16 protein-coding genes are annotated in these 16,573 nt (G+C 67.8%); 10 read left to right on the top strand and 6 right to left on the bottom strand.

Annotation, left to right across the window (positions count from 1 at the left end; genetic code table 11):
• Positions 1 to 25 precede the first annotated feature (25 nt).
• The 6 genes from AruCF_RS24125 to AruCF_RS24100 all read left to right on the top strand — a co-directional run bounded on the left by AruCF_RS24125 (position 26) and on the right by AruCF_RS24100 (position 8,154).
• The gene (locus AruCF_RS24125) at positions 26 to 616 is read left to right on the top strand and encodes a DUF4390 domain-containing protein (RefSeq protein ID WP_100505058.1); all 591 of its coding nucleotides are present in this window, start codon (positions 26 to 28) and stop codon (positions 614 to 616) included.
• A complete protein-coding gene (locus AruCF_RS24120) occupies positions 613 to 2,934 on the top strand; it encodes a sensor histidine kinase (RefSeq protein WP_049076790.1) in 2,322 nt (773 codons plus the stop codon). The genes AruCF_RS24125 and AruCF_RS24120 overlap by 4 nt, the downstream gene beginning before the upstream one ends.
• 11 nt (positions 2,935 to 2,945) lie before the next feature.
• Positions 2,946 to 3,635 carry a response regulator gene (locus AruCF_RS24115; protein ID WP_049076780.1) on the top strand — a complete coding sequence of 230 codons (690 nt, stop codon included), beginning with the start codon at positions 2,946 to 2,948 and terminating at the stop codon, positions 3,633 to 3,635.
• Positions 3,632 to 5,011 carry a Trk system potassium transporter TrkA gene (trkA, locus tag AruCF_RS24110; protein WP_049076778.1) on the top strand — a complete coding sequence of 460 codons (1,380 nt, stop codon included), beginning with the start codon at positions 3,632 to 3,634 and terminating at the stop codon, positions 5,009 to 5,011. Before AruCF_RS24115 ends, trkA begins: the two co-directional genes overlap by 4 nt.
• A gap of 52 nt (positions 5,012 to 5,063) precedes the next feature.
• On the top strand, positions 5,064 to 6,533 hold the full coding sequence (locus AruCF_RS24105) for a TrkH family potassium uptake protein (RefSeq protein ID WP_049076775.1): 1,470 nt from the start codon (positions 5,064 to 5,066) through the stop codon (positions 6,531 to 6,533).
• Between the two features lie 376 nt (positions 6,534 to 6,909).
• A complete protein-coding gene (locus AruCF_RS24100; RefSeq protein ID WP_049076772.1) occupies positions 6,910 to 8,154 on the top strand; it encodes a YbdK family carboxylate-amine ligase in 1,245 nt (414 codons plus the stop codon).
• 78 nt (positions 8,155 to 8,232) lie between these two features.
• On the opposite strand, the gene AruCF_RS24095 is transcribed toward AruCF_RS24100, so the two are convergent.
• Positions 8,233 to 9,165 carry a methyltransferase domain-containing protein gene (locus AruCF_RS24095; RefSeq protein ID WP_049076769.1) on the bottom strand — a complete coding sequence of 311 codons (933 nt, stop codon included), beginning with the start codon at positions 9,163 to 9,165 and terminating at the stop codon, positions 8,233 to 8,235.
• A 311-nt stretch (positions 9,166 to 9,476) separates the two neighbouring features.
• On the opposite strand from AruCF_RS24095, the gene AruCF_RS24090 reads away from it, so the two are divergent.
• Both AruCF_RS24090 and AruCF_RS24085 read left to right on the top strand, forming a co-directional pair.
• Positions 9,477 to 9,974: a ComF family protein gene (locus AruCF_RS24090; protein ID WP_366616637.1), complete on the top strand. Its 498-nt coding sequence runs from the start codon at positions 9,477 to 9,479 to the stop codon at positions 9,972 to 9,974.
• A 116-nt stretch (positions 9,975 to 10,090) separates the two neighbouring features.
• Positions 10,091 to 10,561 carry a tRNA (cytidine(34)-2'-O)-methyltransferase gene (locus AruCF_RS24085; protein WP_049076767.1) on the top strand — a complete coding sequence of 157 codons (471 nt, stop codon included), beginning with the start codon at positions 10,091 to 10,093 and terminating at the stop codon, positions 10,559 to 10,561.
• Positions 10,562 to 10,614: 53 nt separating this feature from the next.
• On the opposite strand, the gene AruCF_RS24080 is transcribed toward AruCF_RS24085, so the two are convergent.
• Genes AruCF_RS24080 through AruCF_RS24060 form a run of 5 tightly spaced genes read right to left on the bottom strand, consistent with a single transcriptional unit; the run spans position 10,615 to position 14,038 of the window.
• Entirely contained in the window at positions 10,615 to 11,610 is a 996-nt protein-coding gene (locus tag AruCF_RS24080) for a Bug family tripartite tricarboxylate transporter substrate binding protein (protein WP_049076764.1), read from the bottom strand.
• Between the two features lie 59 nt (positions 11,611 to 11,669).
• Complete coding sequence (locus AruCF_RS24075) at positions 11,670 to 12,719, bottom strand: NAD(P)H-dependent glycerol-3-phosphate dehydrogenase (protein ID WP_049076761.1); 1,050 nt, start codon at positions 12,717 to 12,719, stop codon at positions 11,670 to 11,672.
• Between the two features lie 18 nt (positions 12,720 to 12,737).
• Positions 12,738 to 13,271 carry a protein-export chaperone SecB gene (secB, locus tag AruCF_RS24070; protein WP_049076759.1) on the bottom strand — a complete coding sequence of 178 codons (534 nt, stop codon included), beginning with the start codon at positions 13,269 to 13,271 and terminating at the stop codon, positions 12,738 to 12,740.
• 36 nt (positions 13,272 to 13,307) lie between these two features.
• The gene (gene grxC, locus AruCF_RS24065; protein WP_006391755.1) at positions 13,308 to 13,565 is read right to left on the bottom strand and encodes a glutaredoxin 3; all 258 of its coding nucleotides are present in this window, start codon (positions 13,563 to 13,565) and stop codon (positions 13,308 to 13,310) included.
• A 50-nt stretch (positions 13,566 to 13,615) separates the two neighbouring features.
• The gene (locus AruCF_RS24060) at positions 13,616 to 14,038 is read right to left on the bottom strand and encodes a rhodanese-like domain-containing protein (protein ID WP_049076757.1); all 423 of its coding nucleotides are present in this window, start codon (positions 14,036 to 14,038) and stop codon (positions 13,616 to 13,618) included.
• 161 nt (positions 14,039 to 14,199) lie between these two features.
• On the opposite strand from AruCF_RS24060, the gene gpmA reads away from it, so the two are divergent.
• Positions 14,200 to 14,952 (top strand): 2,3-diphosphoglycerate-dependent phosphoglycerate mutase, encoded by a 753-nt coding sequence (gpmA, locus tag AruCF_RS24055; protein WP_049076754.1) that lies wholly within the window; start codon positions 14,200 to 14,202, stop codon positions 14,950 to 14,952.
• A gap of 3 nt (positions 14,953 to 14,955) precedes the next feature.
• A complete protein-coding gene (locus AruCF_RS24050) occupies positions 14,956 to 16,557 on the top strand; it encodes a murein hydrolase activator EnvC family protein (RefSeq protein WP_080977520.1) in 1,602 nt (533 codons plus the stop codon).
• Positions 16,558 to 16,573 lie beyond the last annotated feature (16 nt).

Here is a 16,573-nt window from a genome sequence, read left to right as displayed (position 1 = left end):
GGGCATGACAGGGTTTCGGTGTCGTATGTCCATCATTTCACGTTCATTTCTGGGGTTATTGTTCGCATTTGCCGCGCTGTCATTGGCGCCGGCGGGTCAGGCGCACGGGTCCGAACCGAAGGTGGTGCGCGTCGAGCCGGTGGTGCGTGGCGACAAGCTTGAAATCGACGCCGACATCGAATTCGAACTGAACCAGCAGTTGCGCGATGCCGCCCAGCGTGGCGTGCCGCTCTATTTCACCGCCGACCTGACCATCACCCGCGAGCGCTGGTGGTGGTTCAACAAATCCCTGGTGGACACCTCCCGCACCTGGCGCGTGATCTATAACGCGCTGACGCGCCAGTGGCGTGCCGGCGTGGGCGAGCTGTCCTTTCCGGTGGCCTCGCTGGACGACGCCATGAGCGTGATCCGTCACGTGCGCAATTGGCAGGTGGCCGATGCCGACGATTTCGACGAAGGCGTGGTCTACGGCGGCCAGTTCCGGCTGCGGCTGGACACGTCCCTGCTGCCCCGGCCGTTCCAGGTCAATGCGCTGAACAGCAGTTCCTGGATCCAGGGCACGCCGTGGACCGATTTCTCGTTCACGTTGGGTGACAAGGAGCAAGACCCCTCATGAGGCTGCTGCTTCGGCTGGCCTTGATGGTCGGCGCCGTGAGCGGCCTGGCGTTGCTGGGCCTGCTGGCGTGGTCCACCGGCAATGCCTCGCGCTTTGCCCGCTATTACGACACCCTGTTGATCCTGAACGGCATTTTCGCCCTGGCGCTGTTTATCTGGGTGGTGGCGCTGACGGTGCGGCTGGCGCGGCAGATCCGCCGCCGGCAGTTCGGCGCCCGGCTTACCGCGCGGTTTTCGCTGGCCTTTGCCCTGATCGGTGTGGTTCCGGGTGCGCTGATCTATACCGTCTCGGTGCAGTTCATGTCGCGCTCGATCGAGTCCTGGTTCAACGTGCGGGTCGACAGCGCGCTCGAGGCCGGCCTGAACCTGGGCCGGGCCGCGCTCGATTCGCTGCTGGCGGATCTGGATGCGCGGGCCCGCTCGATGGCCGCCGAACTGAACCGCAATTCCGACACCGGCGTGACGCTGGCCCTGACCCGCCTGCGCGAAGCCAACGGCGTGCAGGAAGCCATGGTTTTCACTGGCAGCGGCCGCATGGTGGCGTTCTCCACCAGTCAGTACGGACAGTTGCTGCCGGCCATGCCGCCGCCCACCGTCATGAACCAGTTGCGCCTGTCGCGGGGTTACTCGGCCGCCGAGGCCGACGATCCGGTCAAGCCGGGCGTGGATGGCGGCCTGCATCTGCGCGTGGTGATCCCGCTGACCGGGCCCGACCGCTACGACAACCTGCTGGGCGCCGCCTCCGAGCCGCGCTGGCTGCAGTTGCTGCAGCCGGTGCCCGAGCAGATCGCGCACAACGCCAACCTGGTGCAGCAGGGCTTTCGCGACTACCAGGAACTGGCGCTGTCGCGGCTGGGCCTGCGCAAGCTGTACGGCATCACCCTGACCCTGGCGCTGCTGCTGGCCGCGTTCGGCGCCATTGCCGTGGCGTTGTCGCTGTCCAAGCGGCTGGTGCGGCCATTGTTGAGTCTGGCCGGCGGCACCCAGGCCGTGGGCGTGGGCGACTACCGGCCGCTGCCCGAGCCGCCCGAGCGCGACGAGGTCGGCCAGTTGACCCGCTCGTTCAACGCCATGACGCGCCAGCTCGACGAGGCCCGCCGCATGGTCGAGAGCAACCGCCAGCAACTCGAGCGCTCCAACGTCTACCTGGAAAGCGTGCTGTCGAACCTGTCATCCGGGGTGCTGGTGTTCGACGAGTCCTTCCGCGTCACCACCGTCAACCAGGGCGCCCAGACCATCCTGCAGGCCGATCTGCGCTCGGTGATCGGGCGGCCGCTGGAAACCGTGGATGGCATGCTTGAATTCGCGAATATCGTGCGGCAGGCGTTTTCCACCCACGCGGCGGTGGGCTCCGAGCGCCAGCACTGGCAGCAGCAGTTCGAGATCGCGCCCAAGCAGGGCGACACGCCCAATGGGCCGCAGCCGTTGACGCTGCTGGCGCGCGGCACGCACCTGCGGGTCGATGGCCGAGGCAACGGCTATCTGGTGGTGTTCGACGACATCACCGAAGTCATTTCGGCCAACCGCACCGTGGCCTGGGGCGAGGTGGCCCGCCGCCTGGCCCACGAAATCAAGAACCCGCTGACGCCGATCCAGCTGTCCGCCGAGCGCCTGGCGATGAAGCTGGAAGGCAAGTTGCCGCCGGCCGAGGCCCAGATCGTCGAGCGTTCCACCAACACCATCGTCAACCAGGTGGCCTCGCTCAAGCAGATGGTCGACGATTTCCGCGAATACGCCCGCACGCCGCCGGCGGTGATGCAGCGCATCGACTTCAACGCGCTAGTGGCGGACGTGCTGTCGCTGTACGGTTGGGAGCCGGACGGCGCGCCCTCGGTGCGCTCGGCGTCCGGCAAGGCGCTGAACCTGGATGTCAGCCTGGGCGCGGACCTGCCGGCCATCGAGGGCGATCCGACCCAGCTGCGCCAGGTGATCCACAACCTGCTGTCCAACGCCCGCGACGCCATTGCCGAGAAGGGCGGGGAAGGCCGGGTCAGCGTCACTACCCAGCTGATGCGCAGCGAGCAGCCCGACCGCGCCGACCAGCAGGCCCTGCGTTTCACGGTCGCCGACACCGGCCCGGGCTTCCCGCCGCAGGTCATGCAGCGCGCCTTCGAGCCCTACGTAACCACCAAGTCGCACGGGACTGGGTTAGGATTGGCAATCGTACGCAAGATCGTCGAAGAGCATGGCGGGCGGATCGACCTTGCCAATCGCAAGGAAGGAGGCGCGCGGATTTCCATCTTGTTGACCCGGCTCGCTCCCGGGGCCGATACTATGGACGCGCCCGCGCAAGAAAAGGATAATGCGGCTACGCAATAGGTGGATGCTTTATGGCCAGAATTCTGGTGGTTGACGACGAAGTCGGTATTCGCGAGCTTTTGTCGGAAATCCTGTACGACGAAGGACACACGGTCGAATTGGCCGAAAACGCGGCGCAAGCGCGCGCCGCGCGCCTTCGCATGCGTCCCGATCTGGTGCTGCTGGACATCTGGATGCCGGACACCGATGGCGTCAGCCTGCTCAAGGAATGGGGCTCGCAGGGCCTGCTGGACATGCCAGTCATCATGATGAGCGGCCACGCCACCATCGACACGGCGGTCGAGGCCACCCGCATCGGCGCCATGGACTTCCTCGAAAAGCCGATCACGCTGCAGCGCCTGCTCAAGACCGTGGCGGCCGGCCTGGCCCGCGGCCGGGTGCCGCATGCGGCGCCCGTGGCGGCGCCCGCGGCGGCCAGCGCCACCGTGGCGCTGGAAGACGAACTCGATCCGCCGACCCTGTCGACGGCCCCCGCCAACGAGGTCCCGGTCACCGCCAACGGCCAGCTGGGCAGCATCTCGCTGGATCAGCCGCTGCGCGAGGCGCGCGACGAGTTCGAGCGCATCTACTTCGAATACCACCTGGTCCGCGAAAGCCACAGCATGACCCGCGTGTCCGAACGCACCGGCCTCGAGCGCACCCACCTCTACCGCAAGCTCAAGCAATTGGGCATCGAGTCCGCGCGCAAACGGGGCGCATGAAGATCCTGATCATCGGCGCTGGGCGGGTAGGCACCAGCGTGGCGGAAAACCTGGTGTCCGAGCAGAACGACATCACGGTGATCGATTCGGATCCGTCCCAGTTGCAGTACCTGCAAGAACACTTCGACCTGCGCGTCGTCCATGGCGACGGTTCGCAGGTGTCGGTGCTGGAAGGCGCCGGCGCGGCCGACACCGACCTGCTGATCGCTTGCGCCGCGTCCGACGCGGCCAACATGGTGGCCTGCAAGATCGCCCGCCAGCTGTTCAATATTCCCCGTCGCATCGCCCGCATCCGCTCGGGCGAGTTCTCCGAGTACCCGGAGCTGATGAGCGAAGAGGGCTTCTGCATCGACGCCATCATCAGCCCCGAGCGCAGCGTCACCACCTACCTGCACAGCCTGATCGAGTTTCCCGAGGCGCTGCAGGTGGTCGAATTCGCCGAGGGCCGCGTCAGTGTCGTGACCGTTCGCGTGGGGCATGGCAGTCCGATGGCGCACCACCCCGTGGACAAGCTGCGCGAGGTCTGGCCAGACGTCACCGCCCGGGTGATCGACGTGCTGCGCGGCGGCCGGCCGCTGCGCGCCGGCTCGGGCACCGTGATCGCGCCCGGCGACGAGGTGGTGCTGGTGGTCGATACGCGCCACGCCCGCCGCGCCGTGCGGCAGCTGCGCGAAGCCGAAAAGGCCGTGCGCCGCGTGATGATCGCCGGCGGCGGCAATATCGGCCTGCGGCTGGCGCGCGCGCTGGCCGAGGAAAACTACAGCGTGCGCATCATCGAGCGCGACCTAAAGCGCTGCGAATACCTGGCTACGCAGTTGCCCGACAGCGTGCTGGTGCTGCACGGCAGCGGCACCGACGAGGCCCTGCTGGAGCGCGAGAACATCGAGGACATGGACACCTGGCTGGCCCTGACCAGCGACGACGAGGACAACATCATGTCGTCGCTGCTGGCCAAGCGGCTGGGCGCGCGCAAGGTGATCGCGCTGATCAACCGCCAGGCCTATGGCGAGCTGATGCAGGGCAGCCATATCGATATCGCGGTGTCGCCATCGCAGGCCACCATGAGCGAGCTGCTGCGCCACGTGCGGCGCGGCGACGTGGCGGCGGTGCACCGGCTGCGCCAGGGCGTGGCCGAGGCGCTGGAAGCCATCGCCCACGGCGACCGCTCCACTTCCAAGGTGGTGGGCCGCAAGGTGGGCGAGATCAGCCTGCCCAAGGGCGCCAGCATCGGCGCGCTGGTGCGCGAGGACGAAATCATCCTGCCCGATGCCGATACCGTGATCGAGACCGACGATCACGTCATCGTCTTCGTGCCCTCGCGCAAGCAGATGCCGCGCGTGGAAAAGCTGTTCCAAGTCTCGGCGTCGTTCTTCTGATGAGCCCGCGCGTCCCGTTTCCCGACGGACCGGCGGCGGCCGGGGAGGCCGCATGAAGCGCGTCCTGGCGACCCTGCACATCCTCGGCCTGACCATGGTGATGTTCGCCCTGACCATGCTGATCCCGCTGGGGGTGGCCTACGTCGGCGGCGACGCGGCGCGTGGCGCCTTCCTGCATGGATTCCTGATTTCGGTCGGCATCGGCGTCGGCCTGGCGGCGCTGACCCGGCGGGCCCGCAGCGAGCTGCGCGCCCGCGACGGTTTCGTGCTGGTGTCGGCGGTGTGGGCCGGCCTGCCCCTGCTGGCGGCGATCCCGCTGCTGATCTACTTCCATCGGGCCGGCCTGCCGCTGTCGTTCACTGGCGCCTATTTCGAGGCCATGTCCGGGCTGACGACCACCGGCGCGACCGTGTTGACCAATCTGGACGCGCTGCCGCCATCGATCAACCTGTGGCGTGCCACCCTGGTATGGGTGGGCGGCATGGGCATCCTGGTGCTGGCGGTGGCGATCCTGCCGCTGCTGGGCGTGGGCGGGCACCAGGTGGTGCGGGCCGAGACGCCCGGCCCCATGAAGGACGAGCGCCTGACCCCGCGCATCGCCAGCACCGCCAAGGCGCTGTACGCGGTGTACTTCGCCTTCTCGATCCTGTGCTTCCTGGCGTACCGCGCGGTTGGCCTGTCGTGGTTCGAGGCCTGGTGCCACATGGCCACGACCATGGGGCTGGGCGGCTTTTCGACCTGGGACGACGGTTTTGCCCACTTCGATTCGGTGGCGGTCGAAATGGTGGCCATGGTCTTCATGCTGATCGCCGGCATCAACTTTGCCACGCACTTCAATGCCTTCCGCCAACGCAGCGGACGCGCCTATCTGCGCTGCCCGGAGGCGATCCCGTATCTGGTGGTGGTGCTGGGCGTGGGGCTGGTGATTTCGGTGTTCCTGTATGTCAAGGGCGTCTACCAGGAGCCCCTGGAAGCCCTGCGCTACGGCATGTTCAACACCATTTCGATGGCCACCACCACGGGTTACGCCAATACCGACTTCGCCCAGTGGCCCCTGTTCGCGCCCCTGACCATGCTGCTGTTGTCGGGGTTTGCCACCTCGGCGGGCTCGACCGGGGGCGGGATCAAGATGATCCGGGCCATCCTGCTGGTCAAACAGGCGCGCAACGAACTTGTCACAATGTTGCATCCGCATGCCGTCAGCCCGGTACGGGTCAATGGCCGGGCGGTCGAGGCCCGCACCATGTCGTCGGTGCTCGCATTCATGCTGTTCTACGGGCTGTCCATCGCTGTCTTCACCAGCCTGTTGCTGCTGTCGGGGCTGGACCCGATCACCGCGTTCTCGGCCGTGTTCGCCAGCGTCAATAACACCGGCCCCGGCCTGGGCCCGGTCGGCCCCATGGGCAATTTCGCGGTGTTGTCCGACTTTCAGATCTGGGTCTGCACCTTCGCCATGCTGATCGGTCGGCTGGAACTGCTGACCGTGCTGGTGCTGTTCACCCCCATCTTCTGGCGTAAGTAGCCGGCCCTCGGACACTGCCGTCCCAAGCGCGCGAGCCCTGGCGCAAGGTGTTTGCCGGCGGGCCGCCTTTACCTGGGGAAAACCCGGATAAGGGTTTTCCCGTCCCATCCCAAAAGCCCCATCCTGACTGCGCTTGCGGCGCTCACCGGCCGCCAGCCCGCGTCCTTCCTACGTTGTGAGCGCTCGCTCACTTTGTTCTAGAGGGAAAAACCGAATGCATCGCGATGTTGCACACAAATGTCACGATTTTCAATCGTTTTGCCACAAACATGCGGCTATTATGCGTTCACAAGCCGCCGTCTAGTGCCCCCCGGGAAGTTACCGGGCTTCAAGGTCGAACGGCGCACCCCCTCATCCATATCCGAAGGAGTCCGAGATGGAACAGATCCCGTTCATTTCGTCGGCCCCCAACACCCTGGGCATCGAACTCGAGCTGCAACTGATCGACCCCCGCAGTTTTGACCTCACCGCAGCCTCTGACGAGCTGCTGGCCCAAATGGCCAATCACCCCATCGCCGACCGCGTTAAACCGGAAATCACGCGGTCCATGATCGAACTGAATTCCTCGGTGCACGAGCACCCGATGGGCCTGCTGGCCGAGATGCGAGAGATGCGCGATGCGCTGGTCGAAGCCGCCGATGCCGTTGGCGTTTCGGTGGCGGGCGGCGGCGCCCACCCGTTCATGCGCTGGCAGGAACGCTCGATCTCGGATACCCCGCGCTTCCAGTACCTGGCCGAAATGTATGGTTACCTGGCGCGTCAATTTACGGTGTTCGGCCAGCATATCCACCTGGGCGTCAAAAGCGGCGACGAAGCTATCAAACTGTTGCGCCGGCTGTCGCCCTATGTGCCGCACTTCATCGCCCTGTCGGCCTCGTCGCCGTACTGCGAGGGCGTCGATACGCTGTTCTCGTGCTCGCGCCTGAACGCGGTCAACAGTTTCCCGCTGGCGGGCCACATGCCGGCGGACGTCAAGGACTGGTACCAGTTCGAGGCCCATCTGGCGCAGCTGCGCGCCTACGGGTTGGCCGAGAGCATCAAGGACCTGTACTGGGATATCCGTCCCAAGCCCGAATTCGGCACGGTCGAGATCCGCGTCTGCGACACGCCGCTGACGGTGGAGCGCGCCTGCCAGATCGCCGCGTTCGCCCAGGCGCTGGCGGTGCTGCTGATGCGCGAGGAAGATCCCAGCGACAAGGCCTGGCTGTCCTACCGGAGCAACCACTTCCAGGCCTGCCGCTTCGGCCTGCAAGGCAGCTATGTGACGCCGGACGGCCAGCGCCTGCGCCTGATGGATCACCTGCGCGCGCTGTTCCAGCGGCTGATGCCGGTGGCCGAGGAATTGGGCACGGGCGACATGATCGCGACGCTGCGCGACGACGCCATGCGCAGCGGCAACGACGCGCGCTGGTTGCGCAACCAGTTCCATCGCCTGCGCGACCTGCCGCTGGTGGTGGAGTCGATGTCGCAAGCCTGGCGGGGCGAATCGCCCCAGGTAGCCGCGCCGGCAGAGCCAACCGCGGTGCTGCGCCGGCGCATCCGCGCCACTTCCGAACCGATGCAACCGTTGTCGGCGGCGGAACCGGGAGTGACGGCGACGCTGCCCGAGCGTCTGCACTGAACTGAACGCGACAGTTGCAAGCCTTGCGCCCTGGCCGGGCGTCCCGCGCAGGCGGGCCGTCGGCCGGGGCGTGTCTCGTCAGGGCGTGCCGCGCTGGCGGCCGCCGATGGCGCTGACCGACAAACGGGTTTCCCCCGCGCTGCCGCGGTGAGTCGCGGCGCGCCAGGCGTGGCCGTAAGCCACTTCGATGCTCAGGGCGATGACGCCGTCGGGACGGCGTTGTGCCTCCAGCGCCGCGCACAGGCGTGCGCGCCAGTCGCGTCCGACCAGGCCGGCGCGGCGGCCGGCCGCGGGATTGCCGCCCAGGGCGCGCACGTCCTGCAGCAGCTTTTCCGGCGTGCGGTAGGTCAGGGTCAGGATCTCCTGGTCCATGACGGGGTCGGCGAAGCCGTTTTCCACCAGCAGGTCGCCGAAGTCGTGCATGTCGACGAAGGCCGGCGTGGCGGTGCGCAGGCCGGCATCATCGAGCGCCTGGCGCAACTCGCGCAGCGTCGCCGGGCCCAGACAGGAGAACATCGCCAGCCCGCCGACCTTGAGGATACGGCGCCATTCGCCCAGCACGGCGTGCGGTTCGCGGTGCCAGTGCAGGGCCAGGTTGGACCACACCAGTTCGTGCGATTCCGGCGCCAGGCCGGTGGCGGCCAGATCGGCGTTGACGAAGCCGGTGGCCGGGCCCCGACGCGCCAGTTTGCCGATCCAGGCGCCGAGTCCGGCGGGCGCGTGGCGCTTGCGGGCAATGTCCAGCAACGGTTCGCAATTGTCCAGACCGGTGTAGGCGGCCTCGGCATAGCGCTCGCGCAACAGGGCCAGGTTGTCGCCCGCGCCGCAGCCGGCGTCGAGCATGGCCTGCGGTTGCACGCGGATGTACTGCAGCCGGCCCAGCATGCGGCGGGCGACTTCGCCATACAGGAACTGGGCTTCCGACAGGTCGCCGCGGCGGGCGAATTGGCGCGGCACGTCGGCGGCGACGAGCGGTAGCGAGGGCGGGGTGGCGGGTGCGGGCAGGGACATTTCGGTCGCGCCCGGGCCGGTGCCGCGGGCGGATCATGGTTTCATGGGGGATGGCCCACATTATTGCCCATCCCGGCCGGGGACGCGGATTGTCCCTACAGGCGATGGGGCGGTGGCTGCTGGCCCGGGTGCCTTGCGATTGCCCCCTATGCGGGGCGCGCGTCGGCGGCGCCCGGATATGTGAAGGCTGCGAACTCGATCTCGCCGCCGCGTCGCAGACGCCGCCCGATCCACGCTGTCCTCGTTGCGCCCTTCGGCTGGGCCCGGACGCGCTGCATTGCGCCGCCTGCCTGGCGCGGCCGCCGGCCTTCGTGCGCACGATCGCCGCGTTCGATTACGAACCCCCCGCCGATACGCTGATCCGCCAACTCAAGACCCAGCTGCGGCTGAGCGCGGCGCCGGTGTTGGCGCGCCTGCTGGCGCATGCGGTATGGAGCGACCCGCCGCCCGCGGCGCTGCTGTTGGTGCCGGTGCCGTCCAGCCGCGCCTCGCTGCGCCGGCGCGGCCTGAACCCGGCCGGCGAGATCGCCCGTGGCCTGGCGCGGCACCTTGATTGGCCGCTGCTGCGCGGGACGTTGCTGCGGCGGCGTGAGACCCCACGGCAGACGACCCTGGGACGGCGGGCGCGGCAACAGGGCGCGCAGGGCGTGTTCCACTGCCGGCGGGACCTGTCCGGCCGCGACGTCGGCCTGGTCGATGACGTCATGACCACGGCCAGCACCGCCGATGCCGCCGCGCGCGCCTTGCTGGCGGCGGGGGCGGCCAGCGTGACCGTGCTGGTGGCGGCGCGCACGCCGCGTCCCGATTGATCCTTCGCCGCGCCGGGTCTCGGGCGCGCCGTCGGTGGTTGTCCAAATCGGCGACAATCGCTGCTGCGCGGCCGTCCCGGACCGCGCGCCTGTCAATGTCTTGCGCGCCATTTGTCATGTTCCACGTCATCCTCGTCTGTCCCGAGATTCCGCCCAACACGGGCAATGCGATCCGCTTGTGCGCCAATACCGGCGCCCAATTGCACCTGGTGCGCCCGTTGGGATTCGAGCTGGATGACGCCCGCATGCGGCGGGCGGGACTGGATTACCACGAATGGCAGCCGGTGCGGGTGCACGATTCCTTGCCGGAAGCGCTGGTGGATACCGGGGCGGCAGCCTCGCATATCTATGCATTGACGACTCACGCGCAGCGTAGCGTCGGGGACGTGCGGTTCGAAGCGGGCGACGTGTTCGTGTTCGGGCGCGAGAGCGCCGGACTGTCGGAAGTGCATCACGCGATGTTCGCGCCGCAGCAGCGGTTGCGGCTGCCGATGCGGGCGGGGCAGCGGAGCTTGAACCTGTCCAACGCGGTGGCAGTGACGGTTTTCGAAGCCTGGCGCCAGCTGGGCTACGAAGGGGGCGTCTGAGGCCCCGCTCGGCGAGCCGATTGACGGGCTCGCCGGCGTGGCTTGCCGCGCAATCAGTCGAGCGACAGGTTCAGCTTCTGGATGACCTGGTCCCAGCGCGCCTTTTCGTCCCGGATGCGGACAGTCAGGGCCTCGGGGGTGGAGGCGGCCGGCGTGAAGTATTGCAGCGCCATCTGCTTGCGGACCGTGTCGCTGTTGATGATGCGGGTCAGTTCGCTGTTCAGGCGCTCGATGATGGGCATCGGCGTTTCGGCGGGGGCCAGGATGGCGTTCCAGGAGATGGCTTCGAAATCGGGGTAGCCCTGTGAAGCCATGGTGGGGACGCCGGGCAAGGTGTCGCTGGGCTGCAGGCTGGTGACGGCGAGGATCTTGACCTTGCCGTCGCGGGTCTGGGGCACGGCGATGGCGGGGACCATGAAGCCGGCCTGGATGTCGCCGCCGATGATGGCGCTGATGACCTGCGGGAAGCCGGCGTAAGGGATGTGCGCCATGTCGATGCCGGCGCGCTCCTTGAACATTTCCATGGCCAGGTGGGCCGAGCTGCCGGGGCCGACGGAGCCGTAGTTCAGCGAGCTGCCGTGCTCCTTCACCATGCGCACGAAATCCTGCACCGAGTTCACATTCCTCAAATTGCCCGGCACGGTCAGCACGTTGGGGCTGGTGCCGACCAGCGTCACGGGCGCCAGGTCGAGCAGCGGGTCGTAGCCCAGTGTCTTCTTGTAGAGCGTGGGGGCGGTGACCAGCGGGCCGTTGATCGTGTAGAGCAGGGTGTAGCCGTCCGGCTTGGCCTGGGCGACGATGCGGGTGCCGATGTTGCCGCCCGCGCCGGGCTTGTTGTCGACGACGATGGGCTGGCCCAGCGCCTGCGACAGCGGTTCGGAGATGGTGCGCGCCAGGATATCGGGCGAGGAGCCGGGCGGGAACGGCACCACCAGATGGATGGGGCGTTCGGGCCAATCGGCGTGGGCGGCGGCGGGCAGGATGGCCGCCAGGCTCAGGCACAGGCCGCGCAGCAGGCGGCCGACCCGGAACTTGCGGGTATGCGTCATGAAGGATGTCTCCAGGGTGTCGGGCGTGGTGTTGTTATGGGGTGGAAGACCCGCGAGCGTCAGGTGTCGTCGCCGTGTTCGTCGCGGGCGTTGCGCGCCAGCAGCGCGGACACCGCCGTCATGGGCGCGACGCCCTCGAACAGGACGGCGCACACGGCTTCGGTGATGGGCAGTTCGACGTTGATGGCGCGCGCGCGCTCCAGCGCGGCGCGGGCGCAGCGCACGCCTTCGGCGGTGACGCCGCTGGCCAGGATGTCGGCCAGCTTGCGGCCGGCGCCGATTTCCAGTCCGACGCGGCGATTGCGTGATAGTTCGCCCGTCGCGGTCAGCACGAGGTCGCCCAGGCCGGTCAGGCCGGCGAAGGTTTCGGGCCGCGCGCCGAGCGCAACGCCAAAGCGGGTCATCTCGGCCAGGCCGCGGGTGATGAGCGCGGCGCGGGCATTGGTGCCCAGCGCCAGGCCGTCGCCAATGCCGCAGGCCACCGCGATGACGTTCTTGAGCGCGCCGCCCATTTCGACGCCGACCAGGTCGCTGCTGGCGTAGACGCGCAGCGCGGCGCCGTGCAGCGCCTGGGTGGTGGCGGCCCGCAAGTCGGCGTTGTCGCTGGCGACAGTGAGCGCCACCGGCAGGCCCTGGGCCACTTCACGGGCAAAGGAGGGGCCCGACAGGACGCCGCCGATGGCGTCGGGCAGGGCTTCGCGCACGATTTCATGCGGCAGCCGCGCCGTGTCGGCTTCAAAACCCTTGCAGGTCCAGACGATGGGGGTGTCGCGCAGGCCCAGGGCCGGCAGGCGGTGTGCCAGTTCGGCGCAGGTGGCGGCCAGGCCGGCCACCGGGACGCCCAGGATGATCAATCCCGCCGCGCCGTCCTGCTTGAGGCTGCGCAGGGTCGCGTCGAGATCGGAGGAAACGGTGAGGGCCTGCGGCAGCGGGATGCCGGGCAGGTAGCGCGCGTTTTCGTGGCGGGCGGCCATGTCGGCGGCCTGCGCCGGATCGCGCGCCCAGAGTACGGTGGGGTGGCGGCGGCTCGCGGCCGCCGCCAGCGCGGTGCCCCAGCTGCCCGCGCCCAGGACGGCAACGCGCAGGCTGGGCGAGGTGGGCTGGTTCATGGAGCGCCGCGGTGCGCCTTATTGGCGGGTGGCGCTGGCGGGCAGGATGATGCCCGAGTCGCTGCCGTTGCCGTTGGCATTGCTTTGCTGCTGTTGCAGTTCAGCCAGGCGTTGTTCGTACAGGGCCTGGAAGTTGACTTCGGTCAGGTGCAGCGGCGGCATCGAGGTGCGGGTGATCGCATCGGCGATGTTGGCGCGCAGGTACGGGTACAACATCGTCGGGCAGACGATGCCCAGCAGCGGGTCGAGCTGTTCTTCGGGAATGTTGGCGGCTTCGAAGATGCCGGCCTGGGTGCCTTCGACCAGGTACACGACCTTGTCATTGACACGGGTGGTGACGGTGACCGTGACCGTGGTTTCGAACACGGTTTCGGCCAGGCGCTGGCCGCCCACGGTGATGCTCACTTCGACCTGGGGGGCTTCTTGCTCCAGGAAGACGTGGGGCGCGTTCGGCATTTCCAGCGAAAGGTCTTTCAGGTAGACGCGTTGCAGATTGAACGAGGGCGCGTCGTTGCCGCCTTCTTGCTGGGTGTTTTGGTCTTGATCAGCCATGAGTGTTTCCGTTGGTGGGAGGGGCAAAAAGGGGCTTCAGCCGTTGAGCAATGGGGTCAGGCCGCCCGAGCGGTCCAGCGCCATCAGGTCGTCGCAACCGCCGACGTGGGTATCGCCGATGAAGATCTGCGGTACCGTGCGCCGGCCGGTGCGTTCGATCATGCGATCGCGCTGGCCGGGTTCGCGGTCGATCTGGATGATCTCCAGGTCGGTCACGCCGCGCTGCTCCAGCAGCGCCTTGGCGCGGGCGCAATAGGGACAATAGTCCTTGCTGTACATGACAACTTTATTCATAGGCGCTCCAGGCGGATTCTGTCGATAAGATGGGGGCGCGTCGCCCGGGTTCAACCCTTCTGGGTAACCGGCAGGCTGGCGGCCAGCCAGGCGCGCATGCCGCCCTCGAGCGGCACGACGTCGGCGAAGCCCTGCGCGCGCAGCTTGGCGGCGGCGCGGGCGGAATCACGGCCATTGTCGCAAACCACGACCAGCGGCTTGTTCTTGGGCAGCGAGGCGGCCTTTTGTTCCAGGTCGGCGGCCGGCACGCTGCGTGCCTGGGCGATGTGGCCGGCCTGGAACTGTTCAGCGGGGCGCACGTCGACCCACACGGCCTGGCGCTGGTTGACCATCTGGATGGCTTCCGTGGTGCTCACGGCCGAGCCGGTGCGGCCCTTGCGCAGGGCGGGAATGGCCAGCATGACGCCGGAAACGAGGGTTACGGCGACAATGAAGATGTTGTTTTTATCGAGCAAGAATTGCAGAAGGTCCACGGGGCATCCTGAAGTGCGGCGTCTAGCCTGGTAAGGGCGAACCCTGACGCGCCGCGCCGCGAAATTGACGGGTGCGCCGGGGCAAAATCAAGGGCAAAATCGCTCAATTATAAAATGAGCGCATTCCGCAACTTTAACCCGCGTTACACGCCTGCCAAACCATGCACAAACTCGTTCTCATGCGCCACGGCGAAAGCCAGTGGAATCTGGAAAACCGCTTCACCGGCTGGACCGACGTCGACCTGACCGAAACCGGCCGTGAACAGGCCCGCAAGGCGGGTGAACTGCTCAAGAAGGAAGGCTACACCTTCGACCTGGCCTACTCGTCGGTGCTCAAGCGCGCCATCCGCACCCTGTGGATCGCCCTGGACGCCATGGACGCCATGTATACCCCGGTGGGCGTGAACTGGCGCCTGAACGAGCGCCACTACGGCGCCCTGCAGGGGCTGAACAAGGCGGAAACCGCCGCCAAGTACGGCGACGAGCAGGTGCTGATCTGGCGCCGCGCCTACGCCATCGCGCCGGAACCCCTGTCGCTGGACGACGAGCGCCACCCGCGCTTTGACAGCCGCTACGCCAAGATCCCGGCCGACCAGTTGCCGGCCACCGAGTGCCTGAAGGACACCGTGGCGCGCGTGCTGCCGTTCTGGAACGAATCCATCGCTCCGGCCATCCGCGCCGGCCGCAAGGTGCTCATCGCGGCCCACGGCAACAGCCTGCGCGCGCTCATCAAGCACCTGGACAACGTGTCCGACGACGACATCGTCAACCTGAACATCCCCACCGGCCAGCCGCTGGTGTACGAATTGGATGATGACCTGCGTCCCATCCGCCACTATTATCTGGGCGATGCCGCCGAGATCGAGGCGGCCATGGCCGCCGTCGCGGCCCAGGGCAAGGCGAAAAAGGACTGATACATGGTGCGCAAGGCGGGATGGTTGTTGGCGGTCATGCTGGCCGGCGGAGCGCTGCCGGCGGGCGCCGCGCCCAACGATCTCGCCGGCCGCCAGTCCGAAGCCGAAAGGCAGCAGGCGCAGCTGCGCGACCGTATCGAGAACCTGCAAAAGGATATCGATACGCGCGAAGCGGCCCGCAAGGAAGCCGCCGACGCCCTGAAGCAGTCGGAATCGGCGATCTCCCGAATCAACCTGCGCCTGAAGGAACTGGCCGACGCCAACCGCCAGGCGACCACCGACCTGTCCGGCCTGGAAAAGCAGATCACCGCCCAGCAGGCTGTGCTGGCCAAGCGTCGCGTCGAACTGGCGGACCAACTGCGTACCCAGTACACCAGCGGCCTGTCGCCCTGGACAGCGCTGCTGTCGGGCGACGATCCCCAGGTGTTGGGGCGCAACCTCGGCTATCTGGACTATGTATCCCAGGCCCGTGCCCGCGCCGTCGAGGCCTTGCGGGCCGATATCGACCGCCTGGCGGCGCTGCAGGGGCGCGCTGACGCCCGCCGCGCCGAAATCGAAAAGCTGGTGGCGGAGACCTCCGAGCAGAAAACCGCCCTGGTCGCCCAGCAAAAGGAACGCGCCACGCTGCTGGCGCAGCTGGAAGGCCAGATCGCCGCCCAGCGCGCCGAAGCCAACAAATTGGGTCGTGACGACCAGCGACTCTCGCGCCTGATCACCGACCTGGACGCGGCCATCGTCAAGCAGGCCGAAGAGGCGCGCAAGGCCGAAGAGGCGCGCCGCCGCGCAGAGGAAGCCCGCAAGGCCGAGGAGGCCCGCCGCGCCGAAGAAGCCCGCAAGAAGGCCGAAGCCGAGCGCCGCGCCGAGGAGGCCCGCAGGAAGGCCGAGGCCGACCGCAAGGCGGCCGCCGACAAGGCCGCGGCCGACAATGCCCGTCGCGACCGTAACGCGCGCGAGGCCCGCGAGGCCGCCGAAGCGCGCGAACAGGTCGAGGCCGCGTCGCGCCAGGCGCGGGGGCCCGTGGCCGTGGCCGATCCCGACGCCGCTGGCCTGCGCCCCGCCGATTCGCGCCATACCCGCCTGACCGGGCAGGCCGAGGCGCCGCCCCCGGTAAAACCCGCGGATCCTCCCAAAAAGGCGGAACCCGCGGAGGCGGAATCCACTCCAACCCGAACTGCATCGGTCCAGCAGACCCCGCGCGCCGCGCCGGTAGGCGGCGGCAACGGGCTGCGCCACGGGTTGGCGGCGCCGGTGCGTGGCCAGGTGCAGGGCCGTTTCGGGGTCGATCGCCCGGACGGCGGCGTCTGGCGCGGCATCGTGCTGCGCGCGCCCGAGGGAACCCCCGTAAAGGTGGTGGCCCCCGGCACGGTGGTCTATGCCGATTGGCTGAGGGGCTTCGGCAACCTCATCATTGTGGATCATGGCCAGCAATATCTGACCGTCTATGCTTACAACCAAAGTCTGCTCAAACGGGTGGGCGATTCCGTCGCGGCGGGGGATACTATTGCTTCGGTAGGCGCAACCGGCGGCCAAGTGGAATCCGGCCTATACTTTGAAATTCGCCATCGCGGCGCTCCTGTGGATCCAGCCCAGTGGCTGGCCCAGTAAGCCAAAAACCCTCAAG

Source organism: Achromobacter ruhlandii (assembly GCF_002082135.1).
GTDB classification, from domain to species: domain Bacteria; phylum Pseudomonadota; class Gammaproteobacteria; order Burkholderiales; family Burkholderiaceae_B; genus Achromobacter; species Achromobacter ruhlandii.
This window is presented reverse-complemented; position numbering and strand designations above follow the sequence as displayed.

Excerpts from the sequence above, each read along its gene's own strand:
- AruCF_RS24125 (WP_100505058.1), top strand. The coding sequence starts at position 26 with ATGTCCATCATTTCACGTTCATTTCTGGGGTTATTGTTCGCATTTGCC.
- AruCF_RS24120 (WP_049076790.1), top strand. The coding sequence starts at position 613 with ATGAGGCTGCTGCTTCGGCTGGCCTTGATGGTCGGCGCCGTGAGCGGC.
- AruCF_RS24115 (WP_049076780.1), top strand. The coding sequence starts at position 2,946 with ATGGCCAGAATTCTGGTGGTTGACGACGAAGTCGGTATTCGCGAGCTT.
- trkA (WP_049076778.1), top strand. The coding sequence starts at position 3,632 with ATGAAGATCCTGATCATCGGCGCTGGGCGGGTAGGCACCAGCGTGGCG.
- AruCF_RS24105 (WP_049076775.1), top strand. The coding sequence starts at position 5,064 with ATGAAGCGCGTCCTGGCGACCCTGCACATCCTCGGCCTGACCATGGTG.
- AruCF_RS24100 (WP_049076772.1), top strand. The coding sequence starts at position 6,910 with ATGGAACAGATCCCGTTCATTTCGTCGGCCCCCAACACCCTGGGCATC.
- AruCF_RS24095 (WP_049076769.1), bottom strand. The coding sequence starts at position 9,165 with ATGTCCCTGCCCGCACCCGCCACCCCGCCCTCGCTACCGCTCGTCGCC.
- AruCF_RS24085 (WP_049076767.1), top strand. The coding sequence starts at position 10,091 with ATGTTCCACGTCATCCTCGTCTGTCCCGAGATTCCGCCCAACACGGGC.
- AruCF_RS24080 (WP_049076764.1), bottom strand. The coding sequence starts at position 11,610 with ATGACGCATACCCGCAAGTTCCGGGTCGGCCGCCTGCTGCGCGGCCTG.
- AruCF_RS24075 (WP_049076761.1), bottom strand. The coding sequence starts at position 12,719 with ATGAACCAGCCCACCTCGCCCAGCCTGCGCGTTGCCGTCCTGGGCGCG.
- secB (WP_049076759.1), bottom strand. The coding sequence starts at position 13,271 with ATGGCTGATCAAGACCAAAACACCCAGCAAGAAGGCGGCAACGACGCG.
- grxC (WP_006391755.1), bottom strand. The coding sequence starts at position 13,565 with ATGAATAAAGTTGTCATGTACAGCAAGGACTATTGTCCCTATTGCGCC.
- gpmA (WP_049076754.1), top strand. The coding sequence starts at position 14,200 with ATGCACAAACTCGTTCTCATGCGCCACGGCGAAAGCCAGTGGAATCTG.
- AruCF_RS24050 (WP_080977520.1), top strand. The coding sequence starts at position 14,956 with ATGGTGCGCAAGGCGGGATGGTTGTTGGCGGTCATGCTGGCCGGCGGA.